The sequence below is a fragment of the Lentzea sp. NPDC003310 genome (assembly GCF_040610935.1).
Classification (GTDB): Bacteria; Actinomycetota; Actinomycetes; order Mycobacteriales; family Pseudonocardiaceae; genus Lentzea.
In genome coordinates, this window is sequence record NZ_JBEXNC010000003.1 from 209,299 (window position 1) to 227,184 (window position 17,886).

Consider the following 17,886-nt stretch of genomic DNA (forward strand, 5'->3'; position numbering starts at 1 on the left):
GTTTGGTGTAGCTTCAGCTAGAACACGTTCTAGATTCGGGAGGCATGCCGTGCCGGACGAGGCGTGGTCGCAGTTCTGCCGGGCCCTCGAGAAGGCCGGTGACGTGGTGCTCTCCGGGCCGGACACCCCGCTGGACCGGGCCGAGGGCCACCGCTACCTCGCCCGGCTGACCCGCGAGATGCTGTACTCCTGCCTGGACAACGCCGACCCGGACTTCCCGCGCTTCCACGAGCTCGACCTCGTGAAGATCGGCGCGGACAACCCCGACAACGTCTACCTGTCCGCGAACGTCCGCGGCGACCGCACGTACCGGATCACCGGGACCCGCGGCACGATCTCGTACTTCAGCATCGGCTCGAAGGCCAACCGGTACGCCAAGGACGGCACGATGGCCTCGACCGGCGAGCTGTCCGACGCCGACCTCGTGGTCGCGCCGGACGGCACCGTGGAGATCATCGCGAGCGCCACCGAGCACGACGGGAACTGGCTGCCGCTCGCCCCCGACTCCACCGGACTGGTGGTGCGCCAGACCTACCTCGACCGCGAGTCCGAGAGCCCCGGCTCGTGGCACATCGAGCAGGTCGGCGGACCGGCCGAACCGGCGCCGCTCACCCCGGAGTTCCTGGCGAAGGCGTTGCAGCGCGCGGCTTTGTCGGTGCACGGCACGGCGGCCACGTTCGCGCACTGGACCCGCACGTTCATGAAGCGCCCCAACGAGCTGCCGGACTTCGGCCAGGAGATGTTCCAGCGGGCCGGCGGCGATCCGGAGATCTTCTACCTGCACGGGTACTGGACGCTGCGGCCCGATGAGGCGTGGGTGATCGAGACCGACGTGCCGGACTGCCCGTACTGGAACTTCCAGCTCGACAACTGGTGGATGGAGTCGCTGGACCACCGGCGCCGGATCACCGTCAACAAGCACACGGCGTCGCTGGTGGACGGCCGCCTGACGATCGTGGTCGCCGCCGAGGACCCCGGCGCCGGCAACTGGATCGACACCTGCGGTCACACCTCGGGCACCGCGTTGCTGCGCTGGCTCGGCGCCACCGAGCACCCGGTCCCGAAGTGCCGCGTGGTGCCGCTGGAGGAGGTTCGATGACGGTCACGACCGAGCTGGACGTGCCGCAGCTGCTGGAGGCCGCGCGGGCGAAGACCGGGCTCGCGGACTTCGGCGACGACTGGTTCCGCGAGCCGCTGGACGTGCTGGTGCGCAGCCTCAACACCGAGGCAGCGTTGTCCCCCTTGGGTTTCGAGCTCACCCAGCACCGGCTGACCGCGCTGCTGTCGGACCGGTTGCGGCTGCGGGCGTTCCAGCGCGCGCACCCCGACGTGCTCGACGTCGAGGTGCGGGTGGCCGCCGAGATCTGCGGGCTGCCGCGCACCGGCTCGACGTTGCTGCATCGGCTGCTGGCGGCCTCGCCCCAGGTGACGTCCACGCTGTCGTGGGAGGTCGCCTACCCGCTGCCGTTCCCCGGCGAGGGCCCGGACGCCGAGCAGCGCAAACACCGCGCACGGGAGCGGATGCGGATGTTCGCGCAGCTCTCCCCCGACTTCGGCGACCTGCACACCGTGGTGTGGGACGGGCCGGAGGAGGACGTGATCCTGCTGGACCGGACGTTCGTGTCGATGAGCTTCGACTCGTTCTACTGGGTGCCCGCTTACGGCGACTGGTTGCGGGCCGCCGACCAGCGCCCCGCCTACCGCGAGCTGCGCGAGTGGCTGCAGGTGTTGCAGTGGCAGGGTTCCGGCCGTTCGGTGCCGTGGGTGCTCAAGTCGCCTCACCACCTGACCGCGGCCGACACCGTGCTGGACGAGTTCCCCGACTGCAAGATCGTGATGACGCACCGCTCCCCCGTGAGCGCCGTGCCGTCGTACGCGTCGATGGTGCGCGCGATGTCCTCGCAGTACAGCGAGAACGTCGATCCGGTCCGCATTGGACGGTACTGGTCCCGCCGGTTCGCCACGACGTTGCGGGGGTTCGCCGCCGCCCGCTCGGCGCGCCCGGACCGGTTCGTGGACGTGCGCTTCGCCGACACGGTGAGCAAACCCGTGGAGGTCGCCCGCCAGGTCCTCGACGCGCTCGGCCTGCCCGCCGGCCCCGCCGACGACGCGGCGTTCGAGGCCTACCTGGCGCGCAACCGCACCGAACGGCACGGCTCGCACTCCTACGCCCCCGCCGACTACGGCCTGTCCGAAGACCAGCTGCGCCACGACTTCGCGTTCTACTCGGAGGTCTACCTGTGATGCTGCAAGACGAGGTCGTGCTGATCACCGGCGTGGGTCCGGGACTGGGCTCGAAGCTCGCCGTCCGCGCCGCCGCCGAGGGCGCGAAGGTCGTGATGGCCGCCCGTTCCGCCGACGTGATGAAGCAGGTGGAGAAGGACGTCGCCGCGGCCGGTGGCGAGGCCGTGGGCGTGCAGTGCGACGTGCGCCGGCCCGACGAGGTCGCGGCACTCGTCGAGACGGCCGTGCAGCGGTTCGGCCCGGTCACCGGCCTGGTGAACTCGGCGTTCGGCCACCCCGGCTGGTTCGACCTGCTCGACACCCCGGAGAAGGCGGTCCGCCGCTCGATCGACATCATCCTGTTCGGCGCGCTGAACGTGACCCGCGCGGTCGTGCCGCACATGAAGGCCGCCGGCCGCGGCTCGATCGTCAACGTGGGCACCATGACCACCCGCAAACCGATGCGCGGCGAGGGCGGCTACGCCGTGGCGAAGGCGGCGATGGCCACCGCGACCCAGTTCCTCGCCCTGGAACTGGGCGAGCACGGCATCCGCGCCAACCAGGCCGTGATGGGCTGGCTCGACGGACCGGGCGTGCGCTTCTACCTGAAGTTCACCGCCGAGGCGCGCGGCATCACCGAGCAGGACGTCTACGACGAGATCGCCGCCCGCAACCCGCTCGGCCGCATCCCGACCGACGAGGCCTGCGCGGGCGCGGTGCTGTACCTGTTGTCCCGGCACGCCTCCGAGGTCACCGGAGCGGTGCTCGACGTCAACGGCGGGGAGTACATGCCGGCATGAGCGCGAACCTGATCGAGTCCGTGGTCGTCGAGATCGACGCGCCCGCCGCGTTCGTGTGGGAGGTGCTGCTCGACTACCCCCACTATCCACAGTGGAATCCCTACACGCTCGCGGTGTCCACGACACTGGTCGTGGGCGAGCCGATCGACCTGACGTTGCCGAAACCCGACGGCAGCGAGGGGACGTGGGTCAGCCGCGAGTACATCCGCGTCGTCGAGGCGCCGCGGCTGCTGCGGTACGACACCGGGGACACGTTCCCCGGTCTGCTCGGCACGCGCGACCAGGTGATCACGCCCGTGACCGCGGACCGGTGCAGCTACCGGACGTTCGAGACGTTCACCGGCAAGCACGCGGACGCGGTGTTCGCGGCGCAGGGCGAGTACGTGCAGAAAGGCTTCGACTCGGTCGCTCTCGCGCTGCGCGACCGAGTGGCGTTCCTGCGCCGTTGAGTAGTTGTACCGATGCCGCCGCCGGGTGTCGGCGGCACCCTCGAAGGGTGACCGAAACTGACCGTGGCCGCCTCGCCGCACTGGGAGGGTTCGCCACCACCGCAGTCCTGCTCGTGCTCACCGTCGTCGCCTTCCTGACCAACGCGCTGCGGCCGCTGGGCTGGCAGGGCGGCGAATACGCCTACTCGTTCGTCTGGATCGCGCTCGGCTCCGCGATCGCCGGTCTCGCCGTCCGGGTGGCCGCGCCCGCGCCGTGGCGGTCGGCGGGCAAGGGCATGGCGATCGCCGGCACCGCCGGGGTGGTCGTCGTGATCACGCTGATCGTGGCGTTCATCTGGGCCTGGTCGAGCTTCAGCGGCTAGATGACCTGCGACAGGCCGCGCAACGCCGCCGCGATCTGCTCGCGGTGCCCCTCCAGGGTGTCCCGCGTGACGCCGTCCGCCGCCGCCCTCGCCACGTCGTCGGTGGCGACCTTGAGCACCGCGCTCATGGCGGCGGCCTGCACCCGCACCTCGATGGCGTCGCGCGGCAGGCCCGTGCGTTCGGCCAGCACCTCCGCGAGGGTGTCCTCGGCGCGTTCGCGCAGCATCAGGTACGCGGCGCGCAACGCCCGTTCGCCCTGGGTGAGGCGCACGACGGCGAGGACCGCCTCGATGTCCTCGTCGGAGGCCGCGTCCAGCAGCGGCGTGTAGGCCTCGCGGAGGTGGTCGATGAGCTCCAGCTCGCGCGGCCAGGCCCGCACGACCGCGCAGAACGCGTCGACCATCTTGGTCAGCAGCGGCTCCACACAGCTCTCCTTGTGCGGGAAGTACCGCCAGAACGTGCGCTCGGAAACGCCCGCGGCCTGCGCGATCTGCTCGCCCGACGTGGCGGCGACGCCCCGTTCGGCGAACAGCCGGACCGCGTGGCGGGAGAGGTCGAGGCGCTGACGCTGACGTTGCTCGTCGCTGACCGGCGGCCGGCCCCGGCGAGGCTTTTCTGTCGCAACGTCCGTCATCGGGTGATTCAAGCACGTCACCCGGTCGGATCTTTATTGGCACCATCTGCCATTAAGCGCTACGGTCGGTGCATGAGCATTGACGCAGAGCGCCTGAAGCTGCCGCTGGCCAGGCCGAACGTCCTCGAACTCGCTCCGCTCTACGAGGTGCTGCGACGCGAGGCGCCGATCGCGCCCGTGACGACCCCGGCGGGCGACCCGGCCTGGCTCGTGACGCGGTACGAGGAGGTCAAGCTCCTGCTGGGCGACAAGCGCTTCGGCCGGTCCCACCCGGAACCGGAGAAGGCCTCGCGCATCTCGACCTCCGCCGTGCAGGACGGCCCCACCGGCGAGTACGCGACCGAGGAGGCCGACCACACGCGGATGCGCCGGCTGCTGACACCCGCGTTCTCGGCCAAGCGGATGCGGATGCTGGGCGAGAACATGCAGCGGCTGGTGGACGCCTGCCTGGACTCGTTGATCGCCGAGCACGAGCGGACCGGCGTGGTCGACCTGCACCGCGGCCTCGCGTTCCCGTTGCCGGTGGCCATGATCTGCGGCCTGCTCGGCGTGCCGGAGGAGGACAACGAGCTCTTCGCGTCGCTGTCCGAGCGCATGGCGAGCACGGAGATCGGCGAGGAGGCCCACGCGGCGCGGGAGGAGTTCTTCCGCTACATGGTCGGGCTCGTCGAGGGCAAGCGCGGTCAGCTCGGCGAGGACGTGATCTCCGACCTGGTGCGCGCGCAGGCGGAGGACCCGTCGTTCGACTACGTGCAGATGGTGCGGCTCTGCGTCGGCCTGCTGTTCGCGGGCCACGAGACCACGGTCAACCGCATCGGCCTGGGCGTGCTGTTCCTGCTCACCGAGCGGTCGCGCTGGGACGCGCTCGTCGCCGACCCCGACGGCCGCGTCGACGCCGTCGTCGAGGAGGTCATGCGCCTCGGCGCGCCCGGTGACCTCGGCCTGCTGCGCTACGCCCGCGAGGACGTGGACATCGCGGGCGTGACGATCAACGCGGGCGACGCGCTGGTCCTGTCGATCAACGCGGCCAACCGCGACGTGACGGTGTACTCCCACGCCGAGGAGTTCGACCCCGACCGTCCGGAGAGGACACACCTCGGCTTCGGCCACGGCGCGCACTTCTGCATCGGCGCCTCGCTCGCCCGCACGGAGCTGCGCGTGGTCTTCGCCGCGCTGGCCAAGCGCCTGCCGGAGATGAGGCTCGCCAAGGAACTCGACCAGCTGCAGGTCCGCGCGACGCTCACCGGTGGCGTCGCCGAGCTGCCCGTCACCTGGAGGCAGGCGTGAACATCGTGGTGGACCAGGGCAAGTGCGTCGGCGCGGGCCAGTGCGTGCTGGCCGCGGACGACGTGTTCGACCAGCGCGACGACGACGGGCTGGTGGACCTGCTGGACGCGCACCCGCCGGCCGAGCGGCTCGCGGACGTCCGGCACGCGGCGGCGGTGTGCCCGGCGTCGGCGATCGCGGTCTCGGAGTGAGGTGGTGCCGGGCCGGTTCGCCGGTCCGGCACCTAGTTCTTCACGAGCGGCTCGGTCAGCTTCGACCCGTCCGCCTTGCCCACGAAGCAGTGGATGAGCCGGTCCGAGCTGCGGTACCCGTTCTCCGTCTTCACCTTCCACGCCTCCGCGGTCGGGATGATCACCCAGTACCGCAGCGTCTTCTCCTTGTCCTGTCCCGCGACCTTGTCGGACAGGAACGTCTTCGTGCAGCCCTTGCCGCCGACCTTGGTGAGCTCCTCGGCGCCGGGGTACGGCACGTCCTTCTCGATCTCGGTGTTGGCGAGGACGGTGTCGAGGAACTCGACGTCGTGCTCGCCGTAGCAGCCGACGCGGTGCTTGCTCTCGACCTTCGGGGCGCCCTTCGCGGGTAGCCAGGTGAGGCAGGAGTTGCGGAACGCCAGCGACAGCGCGCCGTCCTTGATGTCGCCGTCCGGACCGATGGTGAGGACGGGCTGCATGGCGGCGGTGCTCGCCGGGCCGTCCGGCACGCCGACGCCCATGTTCGCGAGCATCGGCTTGAACACCGTGAAGTACAGCAGGACCAGGGCGCCGACGATGAAGAGCGGCGTCAGGGTGGCCGAGAGGGCGAGGCCGATCGAGCGCTTGGGGCGCGGCGGGACCTGGATGACGGGGGCGGGGGCGAACTGGCCTATCGCGACCGGGCCGGAGGTGGGCTGGGCGGGCACCGCGTGGGCCGGGGTGAGGGGGCCGGACGGGCCGGAGGCCGGCTGCCCCTGCGCGAACGGACCGGACACCGGCCGACCCGCCGCAAGCCCGCCCGACACCGGCTGCCCCGGCGCGAACCCACCCACCGCGGCCCCGGAGCCGAACGGCGGGAGAGCCACCGGACCGGACCCCGGCGAGCCACCTCCGGGCGGCACTACCGCGCCACCTCCGGGCGGCACCACGGTCAGCGTCGGCCCGGCCACCGTCGGCGTGCCGTCCACCGCGGGCGGCCGGGTCGGGTGCTGCTCCGCCACCACCAGCGCGTGCTCGATCAGCCGGTGCGCCCGCTCCACCCCGAGCCGCGCCGCCGGGTCCGGGTGCATCAGCCCGGTGATCAGCTCGCCGAGCGGGCCGGTCACGCGCGGCACCGGGCGTTCGTTCATCACCGCGAGGATCGTCGCCGAGGTGGTCGGGCGGTCGAACGCGCCGCAGCCCTCCACGGCGAAGAACAGCGTCGCGCCCAGCGCCCAGAGGTCCCAGGCCGGTGAGGCGTCGCCGCCCGCCAGGCGTTCCGGTGCCATGTAGGCGGGCGAGCCGATCAACGTGCCGGTGGCGGTCAGCCGGGGGTCGTCGACGGTCTGCGCGATGCCGAAGTCGGTGAGCTTCGCGGTGCCCCTGCCGGGCACCATCACGTTGCCGGGCTTGACGTCGCGGTGCACGACGCCGGACGCGTGCGCCACCTCCAGGGCGCCCAGCAGCTGGCCCGCGAGGGTGGCGGCCTCGCGCGTGCCGAGCGGGCCGTCGAGGTCGACGGACTCCTCCAGCGTCGGCGCGTCGATCAGCTCCATCACGATGAACGTCTGGTCGTCCTCGGAGATGAGGTCGTAGACGGTGACGACGGCGGGGTCCCGCAGCTGCGAGGCGATCCGTGCCTCGCGCAGCACCCGTTCCTGGTACACGGCGCGTTCGGCGGCCGGAACCCCTACGGGTAGAAGGAGTTCCTTGACTGCGACGTCACGGCCGAGCACCGTGTCCTTGCCCAGCCACACGGCCCCCATGCCGCCGCGCCCCAGCTCGCGGACCAGCCGGTAGCGTCTGTTCCCCACCTCGCGCATGCGCGGAAGTCTGTCACCCGGTCCAGTGACGTACACCGGCAGCGTCACCTGACGGGCGCGAGCGCCGGACGCCCGTGCCTAACGTCGCGTGGCGTGAGACGACTGACGAAGCTGTTGGCTACAACGCTGCTCCTGACCGGGCTGGCGCCGCTCGCGCCGGCGTCGGCGAGCACCCCGGACTGCGCGAGGACCGCGGTCACCGCACCGCAGGGCGCGAAGATCGAGTCCGTGGACGCCGTGAGTCGTGAGACGCACTGCGAGATCACCGTGACTCTCACGCACACCGACGACCACGTGAAGGTCGTCGTCGGCCTCCCCCAGAACTGGACGGGCCGGCTGCAGGGCGTCGGCGGCAGCGCGTACGCCGCGGGCGACACCGGCGCGCCGTTCGCCCAGGCGCTGAAGGACGGGTACGCGGCCGTCACCACCGACGCGGGCGTGCTCGACGGACTGAACGCGAGCTGGGCGCTCAAGAACGGCGAGCTCGACCGGACGCTGCTGACCAACTTCGCGAGCCGTTCGGTGCACGAGGCCGCCGTGATCGCCAAGCAGGTCGTGCGCGGGCACTACCAGCGCTCGGTCACCTACTCGTACTGGAACGGCTGCTCGACCGGCGGCCGCCAGGGATACGCGGAGGCGCAACGCTTCCCGGACGACTACGACGGCGTTCTCGCCAACGCACCGGCGGTGAACTGGTCCCAGTTCGCCGTCGCCACGCTCTGGCCGCAGGTCGTGCAGGGCAACGAGAAGCACGTCGTCGGCAACTGCGTGCTGGAGGCGTTCCGCAAGGCCGCCGTCGAGGCGTGCGACGCGAACGACCGCGTCACCAACGGCATCGTCGACCGCCCGGACCGCTGCAGCTACGACCCGCGGCAGCTCATCGGCGCGAAGATCCTGTGCGAGGGCAACGAGGTCACCGTGACCAAGGCCGACGCCGACGTCATGCGCAAGATCTGGGACGGTCCCACCGACGAGCGCGGCCGCAGCCTCTGGCCCGGTCTGCCGAAGGGCGCCGACCCGGTGTGGCTCGCCGGCACGATCCCCGGCTTCCCCACCTACGGCTTCCCCGTCGCGGCGCTGTGGGTGCAGAACTTCCTGCTGAAGCAGCCCGGTTTCGACACCTCGAAGCTCACCTACGCGCAGTACCGCGACCTGTTCCGGCAGTCGGTGCGCGAGTTCGACGGCGTCATCGGCACCTCGGACCCCGACCTGTCGGCGTTCCGGCGCTCGGGCGGCAAGCTGATCACGTTCGTCGGCACCAACGACCAGCTGATCCCGCCCGGCGGCACGCTGATGTACCGCGACGCGGTCGAGCGGCGCATGGGGTACGTGAACGACTTCTACCGCCTGTTCACCGCTCCCGGCGTCGACCACTGCTTCGGCGGCACCGGCGCGCAGCCCACGAACGCGTTGGGCCAGCTCGTCGACTGGGTCGAACGCGGCAAGGCACCCGCCACGCTCACCGCGGCGACGGCCGACGCCACCCGCAACCTCTGCCCGTACCCGCGGACCTCGCGGTACGTGCACGGCGACCCGAAGTCCGCCGCCAGCTACCTCTGCCTCTGAACCACCAGGGGGTCCGGTCCGCCGGGCCCCCTGCCCGCACCTCAGGACAGCTTGTCCACCAACCACTTCCGCGCCACGGTCCACGCGTGCCCGTCCGGCTCGATCACGTGGAAGTGGTCCGCTCCCGGCGATTCCACGAACTCCGCGCGCGGGTGCCGCCGCGCGTACTCCCGGCTGAACGCCGCGGGGATCACCTCGTCCGCGAGACCGTGCACCGCGAGCACCGGCACGCCCCCGTCGGCCATCTCGACCGGCGACGCCACCGCGTACCGGCCGGGGTCCTCCGCCGCCGAGGCCCCGAGCAGGAAGCGGGTCATGCCCCGCCCGACCCCGGCGGCGACGACCGGCCAGTACTCGGGTCCGGACGGTCCCGGCGCGCCACGCGGCGGTTCCCCGTCGAGGTCCGCCAGTTCGGTGCCGAGCCCGGCGCGGTCGGCCGCGACCAGGTCCAGCACACCCGCCAGCGACACCACCCCCACCAGCGGCACGACGGGATCCGCGCCCACCACACCGGCGGGCAGCGCGGACCGGTGCGCGGTCCAGGTCGCGAGGTGGCCTCCGGCCGAGTGGCCCACGACGGCGACGCGGGAGAGGTCGAGGGGCGCGTCCAGCTCCGCCAGCAGGTCCACCGCCCGCGCGACGTCCGCGAACGTGCCGGGCCAGCCCGCCCCCGGCTCACCCATGCGGCGGTACTCGACGCTCCACACCGCGCAGCCCTCCCCCACGAGGTCGGAGATGAGCGGTTGCACGGCGGTGTCGTCCCACATGGCCGCCCACCAGCCGCCGTGGATCATCACGACGGTCGGGAACGGGCCCTCGCCGGACGGCAGGTGCAGCTCGCCGTGCTGGGACGGCTCGCTGCCGTAAGCGATCTTGCGCAACATCGGGTCCTCTTTCGGCAGACAGGTGCGAGGGGGTCAGCGCGAGGCGGCGAGCTCGCCTTCCTCGGCGACGACGAGCGAGTCGATCGCGTCGAAGAACGCCTTGATGCCCGGCAGGTTCGGGCCTTTCGCGCTGGAGGCGGCGTAGTCCCGCGACGAACGCCACTCGACGATGTCGAGCCACTCGCCGCCGGGCAGCCGCACGAGCCGGGCACCGAGGAACCCCTCGCGGTCGGCCTCGAAGTCGGCGATCATGCCCGGCCGGGCGGCGAGCAGCGCCTCGACGTTCTCGGGCGCGACGCGGAAGCGGGTCAGCTCCACCGAAGTAGTCATGATTTCATGATAGTCATTAATCTTGACTAAATCCAACCCGCGCGACGCTGAAGATCCAGAACAGGGCCGGTCAGTCCCGCGAGGACCGACCGGCCAGGCGCTGGTGCTCCGTGATGTCGACCAGCATGCGCTTGAAGAGCGCGTACTCGCCCCTGCCGAGGCGTTCCGCGTGCCGCTCCTGCATCTCGGCCATGATGCGGTCGGCCGCCTGCATCTGCGCGAGCCCGCGGCCGGTCGGGCAGACGAGCTTCGCCCGGCGGTCGCTCGGGTCCGGCCTGCGCTCGACGTAGCCGAGCGACTCCAGCTCGTCGATCAGCGTGCCGATGATCTGCTTGTGCTGCCCGGACAGCTGCGCGAGGTCCGTCGCGCGCACGCCGTCCGGGTCGAGGTACGCGAGCACCGCGCCGTGCCGGGGCTTCAGGTCGCCGAACCCCAGCTCGGTGAGCTTCGTGAAGAGCTCGCGCTGCACGGCGAACAACAGGCGGCCCGACAGGACCCCCAGGTCCGGGTTCGAGGCGGTGCGTTCCGCGCGGGTGACCATCCGGCCACCCTAGCGGCGGACGTGAGCGCTACTCAGACGCGCTGCAGCGCCTTGGGGTAGAGCCAGCTGCCGGGCGTGTCCTCCGCCGGGTTCGTGTAGTAGTCGCGGACCGCCGTCACGTACTCCTCGACGCTGATCGCGCCGTCCCCGTCGGTGTCGAGGTGCGTGAACGCCAGCCGGCACTCCTGTGCGCTCAGCCCGCGCGCCGTCAGCAGGACCTGGAACTCGTCCGCGTCCACCCGGCCGTCGCCGTTGGTGTCCATCAGGTCGAGCAGGGACTGCACGACCTCGAGGAAGTCCAGGTTGATCGGCCCGCCCTCGACGAACGCCTCGTTCATCGCGTCGCGGTACTCCACCGGCCCGATCCTGCCGTCCCGGTCGGTGTCGCAGTGGTCGGCCAGCATCTCCCAGAAGCGGTCGTAGGCCTCGACCAGCTCGCGGCCGCGTTCCGAGGACGCCGGTTCGCCGAACGCCCGCAGCAGCCGGTTGGCGAGCGCGTAGACGTCCGCCAGCTCGATGACGCCGTTGCGGTTGACGTCGTAATGGGCGAAGGTCGAGTCGATCCTGTGCTGCAGCACCTGCTTCATACCAGGCCACTGTGGTGACGCGGCCACGTGCGCGCAACGCGTGTCCCACGGCAGGGTGGTCATCTTCAGCCACCCGGTACCGCGATCCGGACGCCCCTCGGGCGACACCCCGCCAGCGGCGGTATAGTTATACCGGCACCCGCTCCTGGAGGAACACGTTGATCGAGCTCAAGTCACCCGCCGAGATCCAGCGCATGCACGTCACCGGTCAGTTCATCGGGGAGGTGCTCGACGAGCTCGCCGCGCGGGCCGCGGTCGGGGTGAACCTGCTCGACCTCGAGCACCACGCCCGCCACATGCTGAAGGAGCGCGGCGCGGTGTCCTGCTACTGGGACTACTCGCCGTCGTTCGGGCGCGGGCCGTTCCGCAACGTCACGTGCCTCGCGGTCAACGACGCCGTGCTGCACGGGCTGCCCAAGAGCTACGTGCTGCAGGACGGCGACGTGCTGACCATGGACATCGCGGTCCTGATCGACGGCTGGGCCGCCGACTCGGCCATGACGGTCATCGTCGGCACGCCCCGCGAGGAGGACCAGCGGCTGGTCCGCGCCACCGAGCTGGCGTTGCAGGCGGCGATCGACGTCGCGCAGGCCGGCAACAGGATCGGTGACATCTCGGCCGCCATCGGAGAGGTGTGCGGGCAGTTCGGGTACACGCCGAACCTCGAGTTCGGCGGGCACGGGATCGGGCGGACCATGCACGAGGCGCCGCACGTCTCGAACAACGGGCGGCGCCGGCACGGCATGAAGCTCAAGCCCGGACTGACCATCGCGATCGAGCCGTGGCTCGCCGCGACCACGGACAGGATCACCTACGACGAGGACGGGTGGACGCTGCGGTCGGCCGACGGGTCGCGGACGGCGCACTCCGAGCACACCGTCGCGATCACCGAGGACGGGCCGCTGGTGCTGACCCGCCGCAAGAGCGAACTCGGCTCCGCGGCGGGTCCCGCGTCCTCTCAGGCCAGCTTGCCGTAGTCGACGAGCTCGACCAGCAGGCCGGTGGCCGGCCCGAGGTGGGCGAACGCCACCCGCAGGCCGGGTCGTCCGCCCCGGCGGGGCTCCTCGTCGACGAGGATGGCGCCGCGGTCCTGCAGCGCGCGCAGGTCCGCGTCGATGTCGTCCACCTCGAACGCCACGTGGTTCAGGCCGGGGCCCAGGCGCTTCAGGTGGCCGTGCACGGCGGCGTCCTCGCGGACCGGCGCGACCAGTTCGATCGAGGTGGTGTCGCCGGGGCACTGCCAGAACGAGGTCGCGACGCCGTACACGTCGACGTCGTCCTCGTAGGTGCACTTCAGGTCCAGCAGGGCCAGGGCGGGGGCGGCCGCCGCGATGTCGGACGTGACCACGCCGACGTGGTCGATGCGCAGGATCATCCCGACTTCTCCTGGGCGCTCGCGACGGCGGCGACGAGGCCGCCGACGTCCTTGATCGCGAAGTACTCCTGCAGGTCCAGGCGCACGGCGAACTTCTGCTCGATGCCGGTGAGCAGGCGCAGCGCGTCGTAGCTCGTCCAGTTGGCGAGCGAGTCGAACCGCGCGTCGGCCGCGATCTCCTCGGCCGGCAGGTCGGTGACCTGACCGACGAGGTCGGCCACCTCGACGAAGACCTCAGACATCGGCGGACTCCCTTTCCACGACGAGGGTGGTCCACTCGGGACCGATCTGCGGCCGCGGGTGCAGCGGCAGGGTGAAGCGACCTTCGGAGTTCTGCGTGAACCCGGCGTCCGGGTAGAACGCGGCGGCGGCCTTGTTGCGGTCGGTGGCGGTGAAGTCCGCCTCCAGCCTGGTGGCGCCGGACGAGAGCGCGCGGTCGGCGAGGTGCTGCACGACGGTGTGCTCGACGCCGCGGGTGAAGACGCGGCAGCTCATCACGAAGTTCTCGACGAGCCAGTGGTCGTCGTGCTTCGACACCCACACGCCGCCGACGACGCCCTCGGCGCCGAAGCGGTCCGCCACCTCGAAGACGAACACCAGGTGGTCGTCCGAGGCGGCCATCTCCCGCGTCCGCGCCTCGGCGTGGGAACCGCCGATCATGTTGAACTGGTTGGTGCGCTGCCCCAGCTGGACCAGGCGCGGCAGGCTGAACTCGTCGGCCTCCCGCACGGTGACGACGATCTCCAGGCTGCGCAGGTAGTCCTGCACGGAGCTGAACGAGTCCGCGAACTCGGTGCGTTCGGCGCGGGCCTTGTAGAGCGCGGTGCGGTCGCGGTCGGTCGCCGTCGTCGTCAGCACGTCGAAGGAACCGTTGCGCTGCAACGCCGTCACGTGATCGGCCGGGTCGCCGTTCAGGTGCACGACGGTGACCTCGGGGATCGAACCGCGCACGAGCTGCGTCTCGAACGTGCTGTCGTCGGCGAAGACGAAGCTGTCGAGGCCGAGGTTGAGCTGGCCGGCGAGCCCGCGGATGTTGTGGTCCTTGGGCTGCCAGTTCACCGCGCGCGCCGCGATGTCGGCGGGGCGGATCACGAGGTCCGGGTGGGTCTCCAGCACCTCGTCGACGATCGCGGCCTCGTTCTTGCTGGCCAGTGCGAGGACCACGCCCTGCTTGCGCAGCTGGACGGCACGCCTCTGCACCTCGCGAAAGGCGTTGCCGGGGTACATCGAGCCGATCTGGATGCCGCTCGGGCCGTCGTCACCGACGACGCCGCCCCACAGCGTGTTGTCGAGGTCGAGCACGAGGACCTTCTTGGCGAGGCCCAGGAACGCGCGGCAGAAGTTCGCGGCCTCGGTCGCGTAGACCTGCTCGACCTCGGGCGTCCAGGCGGCGCTCGCGAACCGGTAGAGGCGTTCGTCGCGCAGCCGGACGGGGGCGTCGACCAGGTAGGCCTCCAGGTCGAGCGCGTGGACCTGGTCGCGGCGCAGCGCCATGCCGAGCAGGTCGCTGTTCAGGTCGCGCCAGACCCGGCCGAGCGCCGCCCTGCCGTCGAACGCGACGACGCCGCGCATCTCGACCGGTGACAACGGCACGGTGTGCACGAGGACCGCGCTGCCGGAGCGTTCGGTGAACGCGCCGACGAGGGTGTCGAACATCGACCAGCGGCCGCGGACGGCGCTGTCGAGCACCTCCACGTCGTCCCACTCGGCCGGCACGAACCAGTCGTCGTGCAGCAGGCAGAGCGTCACCTGCGGCCCGAACTCCGCCAGCGGCGAGGAGGGGCTGCTCAGGTCGACGGCGAGCTGGTCGAAGCCGGACACGTGGATCTCCGGCGCGATCCCCTTGCCCAGCAACGCGATCCGCAGCAGCGGTGCGACACCGGATGCGGTGAACGTGCCGGTGATGGCGACCTTCAACGGCTTGAGCTTGCCCAACAGGTCCGCCGGTACCTTGCCGAGCAGCCGTCCGGCTTCGAGCAGCGCCGGGATGTCGGTCAGGTGCCGCAGGTCGCCGAGCAGCGCCGGGTCGGCGTCGGCGCCAGGCTTGGTCAACTGGCGGATCCGCGCCAGGATCTCTTTGTTCTCCACAGTTCCTCCCCCTCAGATCGCCAGCAGCGTGCACAGCCAGTGCATGCCGCTGGCCGTGCTGGTCAGTGCCACGACGTCGCCCTCGGTGAGCTCCTCGGTCGTGAGGTAGTGCTCGAGCGACATCAGCTGGTCGGCGCACCCGACGTGGCCGTAGGCCTGGGACACCTCGGTGTTCGTCCACTCCGGACCGTGGTCGAGGTCCTTGGCCAGCAACGTCATGGCGGGCACGCTGTCGTGCAGGTGCAGCAGCTTGCGCAGGTCGGCGGGCTCGATGCCCGCGCGCTTGCAGGAGCGGCGCACGACCTCGTGGTTGTTGGTGCGGATGGTCGAGACGAACTCGAACATCTTGCGGATGTCCCCCGCGAAGAACTCCTCCAGCCGCTTCTGCGGGCTCTTGACGCCCACGTCCTGCTGGCCGGCGAACGGCCGCGCGGCGGCACCGACGTCCATCATCATGAAGTCGGCGTACCGGCCGTCGCTGATGATCTCGGTGTTGAGCCACCGGTTGCGCGGGTGGTCGCGCTTGACCACGGCCGCCGCCGCACCGTCGGAGAAGATGCTGGTGTTGATCTCCATCCGGTTCCAGTACGGCTCGCACACCCGGTTGGCGCCGATGATCAACGCGGTCTGGTAGTCCGGGTGCGTGGCGAACTTGCCGGCGACGACGTCGAACGCGGCCACTCCCCCGCCGCACGCCTGGGTCAGCAGCACGTTCTCCGACCCGTGGGCGCCGATCTTGGCCTGCGTGGCGCCGGCCGCGTCCCAGTACAGGTGCTCGGACAGGTCGGACATCGCGAGCACGACCAGGTCGACCTCGTGCGGCTGCACACCCGCGTCGCCCAGCGCCTTGGCACCGGCCTCGGCGGCCAGGTCGGTGAGCCCGACGCCGTCCTTCGCACGGTGGAAGGTGCGGAAGCCCCAGCCCAGCACGCGGTCGACGTCGTCGGTGTAGCCGGGCGCGGCGGTGGCCACGTCGACGGGGTCGCCGAGCACGTGGCCGAGCGACACGACTCCGAAGTGGATGGTCACGGGATCTCCTCGATTCTCGCTCCGGCGTCCGTCAGGAACCCGGCGGTGATCTGGTTGTGCGGGGTGGCGCGGTGGCGGAACACGAGGTCGCCGTGCTCGGCGCGCAGCCGTTGCAGCACGACGTCCTCGACGCCCTTGCCGAGCACGACGCAGGACAGCGAGAACACGTCCACGACGGTCCCGCCGGTGATGCCGACCGCGCCGCTGATCCCGTACTGGCCGAACTTGTCGCGCACGCGGACCGCGAACACCTCGCGGTCCTCGGTCAGGTCGAGCTTCTCGGTGCCGAGGGTGAAGTCCTTGGCGCGGGAGACCACCTCGACGACCTTCGCCGCGGAGTCGGGACCGACGGGTTCGAGGTCGACCTCGACGTTCAGGCCGGCCATGAAGTCGTCGAGCGAGACGGTCTCCCTGGTGGAGTGGCGCACGCGGGGTGCCGTGCGGTCCGGGGCGGGGAGGCGGTCGAGCAGGCCGGACCGCGTCACCTCGTCGCGCCACCCGGCGGGCTTGCCGCCCAGCCGCAGCACCGGCGCGGACCCGGCAGCCGCCTCCCCCAGCGTCAGCAGCACCGCGGACTCCACCGGCACACCCTCGCGCGCCGCCACGTCCGCGACCTCCTCCCCCTCCGCTCGCACCACGATCCGCGCTCCGGACTCGCGCAGCCACCGCGCCGGTTCCTCCAGTCCGGCGCCCGACTCCACCACGACCAGCCTCGGGGTCAGCCCGTGCACGGCCCGCAGCACCCCGGCCAGCTGGCCTCCCAGCTCGCCGAACACCGCCTCCGTGTACGGGATCTTGGCGAACTTGAACATCGCGGCGTGGTGCGCCTTGGCCGTGCCGACCGCCCGCACGGCCCGTTCGGCGTCGACCACCCAGGCGTCCGGACGGCCCGCGAGCTCGGCCCGGATCGTCTCCCTGGCCTCGTGCGCCGTCGCGGCCGTGCCCGCGGCCCGCCCGTCGTCGAGCTGCCCGTACGCCCGGTCCTCCGGCACGGCGGGCAGCACGACGACCAGGAACGACCCCCAGCGCCGGGCCGCCGACACCGCGGCGTCGACCGCGGTCAGCAGCTCGTCGCCCAGCTCCTCGAAGCGCGGTGCCACGACGAGCACGTCCGGCTTCACCCGCGCCATCTCCGAGGTGTCGTCCAGGCACTGCCGCACGATCTGGTTGTACGGCGCGGTGTCGAACGCGACCGGGAGGCCGGCGTCGTGCAGCGCGACGCCGAGGTGCGGCACCAGCGGGTCGATCGTGTAGCTCGCGAGCAGGCCCACGCGCACGACCGGGCGGACGTCGGTCCGGCCGATCTTCTGCCAGCGCAGTCGCGTGTCCATCAGACCTCGACCCCCTTGGCGCGCAGCACTTCCCGGACCTCCCGGACCGTCCGCGCGCCGGCGATCTCCTCGTAGTCGAAGGAGAGCGAGTAGGCCTCCTCCAGCATGACGATCAGCTGGATGTGCCGCATGCTCGTCCAGCTCGACAGCGTGTCCTGGCCCGCGTCGTCGGTGACGTGCGCCGGATCGACGTCCAGGGCACCGGCCACCACGTCGGTGAAGGTCATGACCGTCCTCTCAGGCTGAGCGGGCGCATGTCCGTCCACACGCGACCGATGTGTTCCAGGCACTCGTCCTTCGACCCGCTGACGCCCGCGTCGTGCCAGCCGGGCGCGTTGTCCTTGTGGGCGGGCCAGATCGAGTACTGCTCTTCGTCGTTGACGACCACTCGGTGGGTCATGTCGGT

Annotated in this window: 22 protein-coding genes; 9 read left to right on the forward strand and 13 right to left on the reverse strand. The window is 71.3% G+C overall.

Annotated elements, in window-relative coordinates:
* Positions 1-49: 49 nt before the first annotated feature.
* Genes ABZX02_RS06280 through ABZX02_RS06300 form a run of 5 tightly spaced genes read left to right on the forward strand, consistent with a single transcriptional unit; the run spans position 50 to position 3,834 of the window.
* Positions 50-1,099: a DUF1214 domain-containing protein gene (locus tag ABZX02_RS06280; protein WP_355295379.1), complete on the forward strand. Its 1,050-nt coding sequence runs from the start codon at positions 50-52 to the stop codon at positions 1,097-1,099.
* On the forward strand, positions 1,096-2,244 hold the full coding sequence (locus ABZX02_RS06285) for a sulfotransferase (RefSeq protein WP_355295381.1): 1,149 nt from the start codon (positions 1,096-1,098) through the stop codon (positions 2,242-2,244). Before ABZX02_RS06280 ends, ABZX02_RS06285 begins: the two co-directional genes overlap by 4 nt.
* The gene (locus ABZX02_RS06290) at positions 2,244-3,023 is read left to right on the forward strand and encodes an SDR family oxidoreductase (protein WP_355295383.1); all 780 of its coding nucleotides are present in this window, start codon (positions 2,244-2,246) and stop codon (positions 3,021-3,023) included. Before ABZX02_RS06285 ends, ABZX02_RS06290 begins: the two co-directional genes overlap by 1 nt.
* A complete protein-coding gene (locus ABZX02_RS06295; protein WP_355295385.1) occupies positions 3,020-3,472 on the forward strand; it encodes an SRPBCC domain-containing protein in 453 nt (150 codons plus the stop codon). The genes ABZX02_RS06290 and ABZX02_RS06295 overlap by 4 nt, the downstream gene beginning before the upstream one ends.
* 47 nt (positions 3,473-3,519) lie before the next feature.
* Entirely contained in the window at positions 3,520-3,834 is a 315-nt protein-coding gene (locus ABZX02_RS06300) for a hypothetical protein (RefSeq protein WP_355295386.1), read from the forward strand.
* Here ABZX02_RS06300 and ABZX02_RS06305 read toward each other — a convergent pair.
* On the reverse strand, positions 3,831-4,469 hold the full coding sequence (locus ABZX02_RS06305) for a TetR family transcriptional regulator (protein ID WP_355295388.1): 639 nt from the start codon (positions 4,467-4,469) through the stop codon (positions 3,831-3,833). The two genes, ABZX02_RS06300 and ABZX02_RS06305, sit on opposite strands and share 4 nt — an antisense overlap.
* A gap of 72 nt (positions 4,470-4,541) precedes the next feature.
* Between ABZX02_RS06305 and ABZX02_RS06310 the strand changes: the two genes are divergently transcribed.
* Positions 4,542-5,756: a cytochrome P450 gene (locus ABZX02_RS06310; RefSeq protein ID WP_355295390.1), complete on the forward strand. Its 1,215-nt coding sequence runs from the start codon at positions 4,542-4,544 to the stop codon at positions 5,754-5,756.
* Positions 5,753-5,947 (forward strand): ferredoxin, encoded by a 195-nt coding sequence (locus tag ABZX02_RS06315; protein WP_355295392.1) that lies wholly within the window; start codon positions 5,753-5,755, stop codon positions 5,945-5,947. Before ABZX02_RS06310 ends, ABZX02_RS06315 begins: the two co-directional genes overlap by 4 nt.
* Positions 5,948-5,979: 32 nt before the next feature.
* Here ABZX02_RS06315 and ABZX02_RS06320 read toward each other — a convergent pair whose 3' ends face one another.
* On the reverse strand, positions 5,980-7,749 hold the full coding sequence (locus ABZX02_RS06320) for a protein kinase (protein WP_355295394.1): 1,770 nt from the start codon (positions 7,747-7,749) through the stop codon (positions 5,980-5,982).
* Positions 7,750-7,842: 93 nt separating this feature from the next.
* On the opposite strand from ABZX02_RS06320, the gene ABZX02_RS06325 reads away from it, so the two are divergent.
* Positions 7,843-9,315 carry a tannase/feruloyl esterase family alpha/beta hydrolase gene (locus ABZX02_RS06325; protein ID WP_355295396.1) on the forward strand — a complete coding sequence of 491 codons (1,473 nt, stop codon included), beginning with the start codon at positions 7,843-7,845 and terminating at the stop codon, positions 9,313-9,315.
* Between the two features lie 41 nt (positions 9,316-9,356).
* On the opposite strand, the gene ABZX02_RS06330 is transcribed toward ABZX02_RS06325, so the two are convergent.
* The 4 genes from ABZX02_RS06330 to ABZX02_RS06345 form a co-directional block, all read right to left on the reverse strand.
* Positions 9,357-10,199 carry an alpha/beta hydrolase gene (locus ABZX02_RS06330; RefSeq protein ID WP_355295398.1) on the reverse strand — a complete coding sequence of 281 codons (843 nt, stop codon included), beginning with the start codon at positions 10,197-10,199 and terminating at the stop codon, positions 9,357-9,359.
* Positions 10,200-10,232: 33 nt separating this feature from the next.
* Complete coding sequence (locus tag ABZX02_RS06335; protein ID WP_355295400.1) at positions 10,233-10,529, reverse strand: hypothetical protein; 297 nt, start codon at positions 10,527-10,529, stop codon at positions 10,233-10,235.
* A 70-nt stretch (positions 10,530-10,599) separates the two neighbouring features.
* Positions 10,600-11,070 carry a MarR family transcriptional regulator gene (locus ABZX02_RS06340; protein ID WP_355295402.1) on the reverse strand — a complete coding sequence of 157 codons (471 nt, stop codon included), beginning with the start codon at positions 11,068-11,070 and terminating at the stop codon, positions 10,600-10,602.
* 32 nt (positions 11,071-11,102) lie between these two features.
* Positions 11,103-11,657, reverse strand: coding sequence for an EF-hand domain-containing protein (locus ABZX02_RS06345; RefSeq protein ID WP_355295404.1), 555 nt, complete (start codon positions 11,655-11,657; stop codon positions 11,103-11,105).
* A 158-nt stretch (positions 11,658-11,815) separates the two neighbouring features.
* Between ABZX02_RS06345 and map the strand changes: the two genes are divergently transcribed.
* Complete coding sequence (gene map / locus ABZX02_RS06350; protein WP_355295406.1) at positions 11,816-12,634, forward strand: type I methionyl aminopeptidase; 819 nt, start codon at positions 11,816-11,818, stop codon at positions 12,632-12,634.
* Here the strand turns inward: map and ABZX02_RS06355 are convergent.
* From ABZX02_RS06355 to ABZX02_RS06385, 7 genes are read right to left on the reverse strand one after another with little or no spacing between them, the layout of a single operon-like run.
* A complete protein-coding gene (locus ABZX02_RS06355; protein ID WP_355295408.1) occupies positions 12,616-13,032 on the reverse strand; it encodes a VOC family protein in 417 nt (138 codons plus the stop codon). The genes map and ABZX02_RS06355 overlap by 19 nt on opposite strands.
* A complete protein-coding gene (locus ABZX02_RS06360) occupies positions 13,029-13,274 on the reverse strand; it encodes a phosphopantetheine-binding protein (RefSeq protein WP_089927029.1) in 246 nt (81 codons plus the stop codon). Before ABZX02_RS06360 ends, ABZX02_RS06355 begins: the two co-directional genes overlap by 4 nt.
* A complete protein-coding gene (locus ABZX02_RS06365) occupies positions 13,267-15,120 on the reverse strand; it encodes an HAD-IIIC family phosphatase (RefSeq protein ID WP_355295411.1) in 1,854 nt (617 codons plus the stop codon). The genes ABZX02_RS06360 and ABZX02_RS06365 overlap by 8 nt, the downstream gene beginning before the upstream one ends.
* Positions 15,121-15,132: 12 nt before the next feature.
* Complete coding sequence (locus ABZX02_RS06370; RefSeq protein WP_355295413.1) at positions 15,133-16,149, reverse strand: 3-oxoacyl-[acyl-carrier-protein] synthase III C-terminal domain-containing protein; 1,017 nt, start codon at positions 16,147-16,149, stop codon at positions 15,133-15,135.
* The gene (locus ABZX02_RS06375; RefSeq protein WP_355295415.1) at positions 16,146-17,480 is read right to left on the reverse strand and encodes a hypothetical protein; all 1,335 of its coding nucleotides are present in this window, start codon (positions 17,478-17,480) and stop codon (positions 16,146-16,148) included. Before ABZX02_RS06375 ends, ABZX02_RS06370 begins: the two co-directional genes overlap by 4 nt.
* The gene (locus ABZX02_RS06380) at positions 17,480-17,707 is read right to left on the reverse strand and encodes an acyl carrier protein (RefSeq protein ID WP_089927016.1); all 228 of its coding nucleotides are present in this window, start codon (positions 17,705-17,707) and stop codon (positions 17,480-17,482) included. The genes ABZX02_RS06375 and ABZX02_RS06380 overlap by 1 nt, the downstream gene beginning before the upstream one ends.
* Entirely contained in the window at positions 17,704-17,880 is a 177-nt protein-coding gene (locus ABZX02_RS06385; protein WP_253325371.1) for an MbtH family protein, read from the reverse strand. Before ABZX02_RS06385 ends, ABZX02_RS06380 begins: the two co-directional genes overlap by 4 nt.
* Positions 17,881-17,886 lie beyond the last annotated feature (6 nt).

Bases quoted from the DNA above. Each gene is read 5' to 3' on its own strand.
- ABZX02_RS06340 (WP_355295402.1), bottom strand. From the start codon at position 11,070: ATGGTCACCCGCGCGGAACGCACCGCCTCGAACCCGGACCTGGGGGTC.
- ABZX02_RS06310 (WP_355295390.1), top strand. From the start codon at position 4,542: ATGAGCATTGACGCAGAGCGCCTGAAGCTGCCGCTGGCCAGGCCGAAC.
- ABZX02_RS06305 (WP_355295388.1), bottom strand. From the start codon at position 4,469: ATGACGGACGTTGCGACAGAAAAGCCTCGCCGGGGCCGGCCGCCGGTC.
- ABZX02_RS06295 (WP_355295385.1), top strand. From the start codon at position 3,020: ATGAGCGCGAACCTGATCGAGTCCGTGGTCGTCGAGATCGACGCGCCC.
- ABZX02_RS06330 (WP_355295398.1), bottom strand. From the start codon at position 10,199: ATGTTGCGCAAGATCGCTTACGGCAGCGAGCCGTCCCAGCACGGCGAG.
- ABZX02_RS06290 (WP_355295383.1), top strand. From the start codon at position 2,244: ATGCTGCAAGACGAGGTCGTGCTGATCACCGGCGTGGGTCCGGGACTG.
- ABZX02_RS06385 (WP_253325371.1), bottom strand. From the start codon at position 17,880: ATGACCCACCGAGTGGTCGTCAACGACGAAGAGCAGTACTCGATCTGG.
- ABZX02_RS06345 (WP_355295404.1), bottom strand. From the start codon at position 11,657: ATGAAGCAGGTGCTGCAGCACAGGATCGACTCGACCTTCGCCCATTAC.
- ABZX02_RS06320 (WP_355295394.1), bottom strand. From the start codon at position 7,749: ATGCGCGAGGTGGGGAACAGACGCTACCGGCTGGTCCGCGAGCTGGGG.
- ABZX02_RS06355 (WP_355295408.1), bottom strand. From the start codon at position 13,032: ATGATCCTGCGCATCGACCACGTCGGCGTGGTCACGTCCGACATCGCG.
- ABZX02_RS06285 (WP_355295381.1), top strand. From the start codon at position 1,096: ATGACGGTCACGACCGAGCTGGACGTGCCGCAGCTGCTGGAGGCCGCG.
- ABZX02_RS06335 (WP_355295400.1), bottom strand. From the start codon at position 10,529: ATGACTACTTCGGTGGAGCTGACCCGCTTCCGCGTCGCGCCCGAGAAC.
- ABZX02_RS06375 (WP_355295415.1), bottom strand. From the start codon at position 17,480: ATGGACACGCGACTGCGCTGGCAGAAGATCGGCCGGACCGACGTCCGC.
- ABZX02_RS06380 (WP_089927016.1), bottom strand. From the start codon at position 17,707: ATGACCTTCACCGACGTGGTGGCCGGTGCCCTGGACGTCGATCCGGCG.
- ABZX02_RS06360 (WP_089927029.1), bottom strand. From the start codon at position 13,274: ATGTCTGAGGTCTTCGTCGAGGTGGCCGACCTCGTCGGTCAGGTCACC.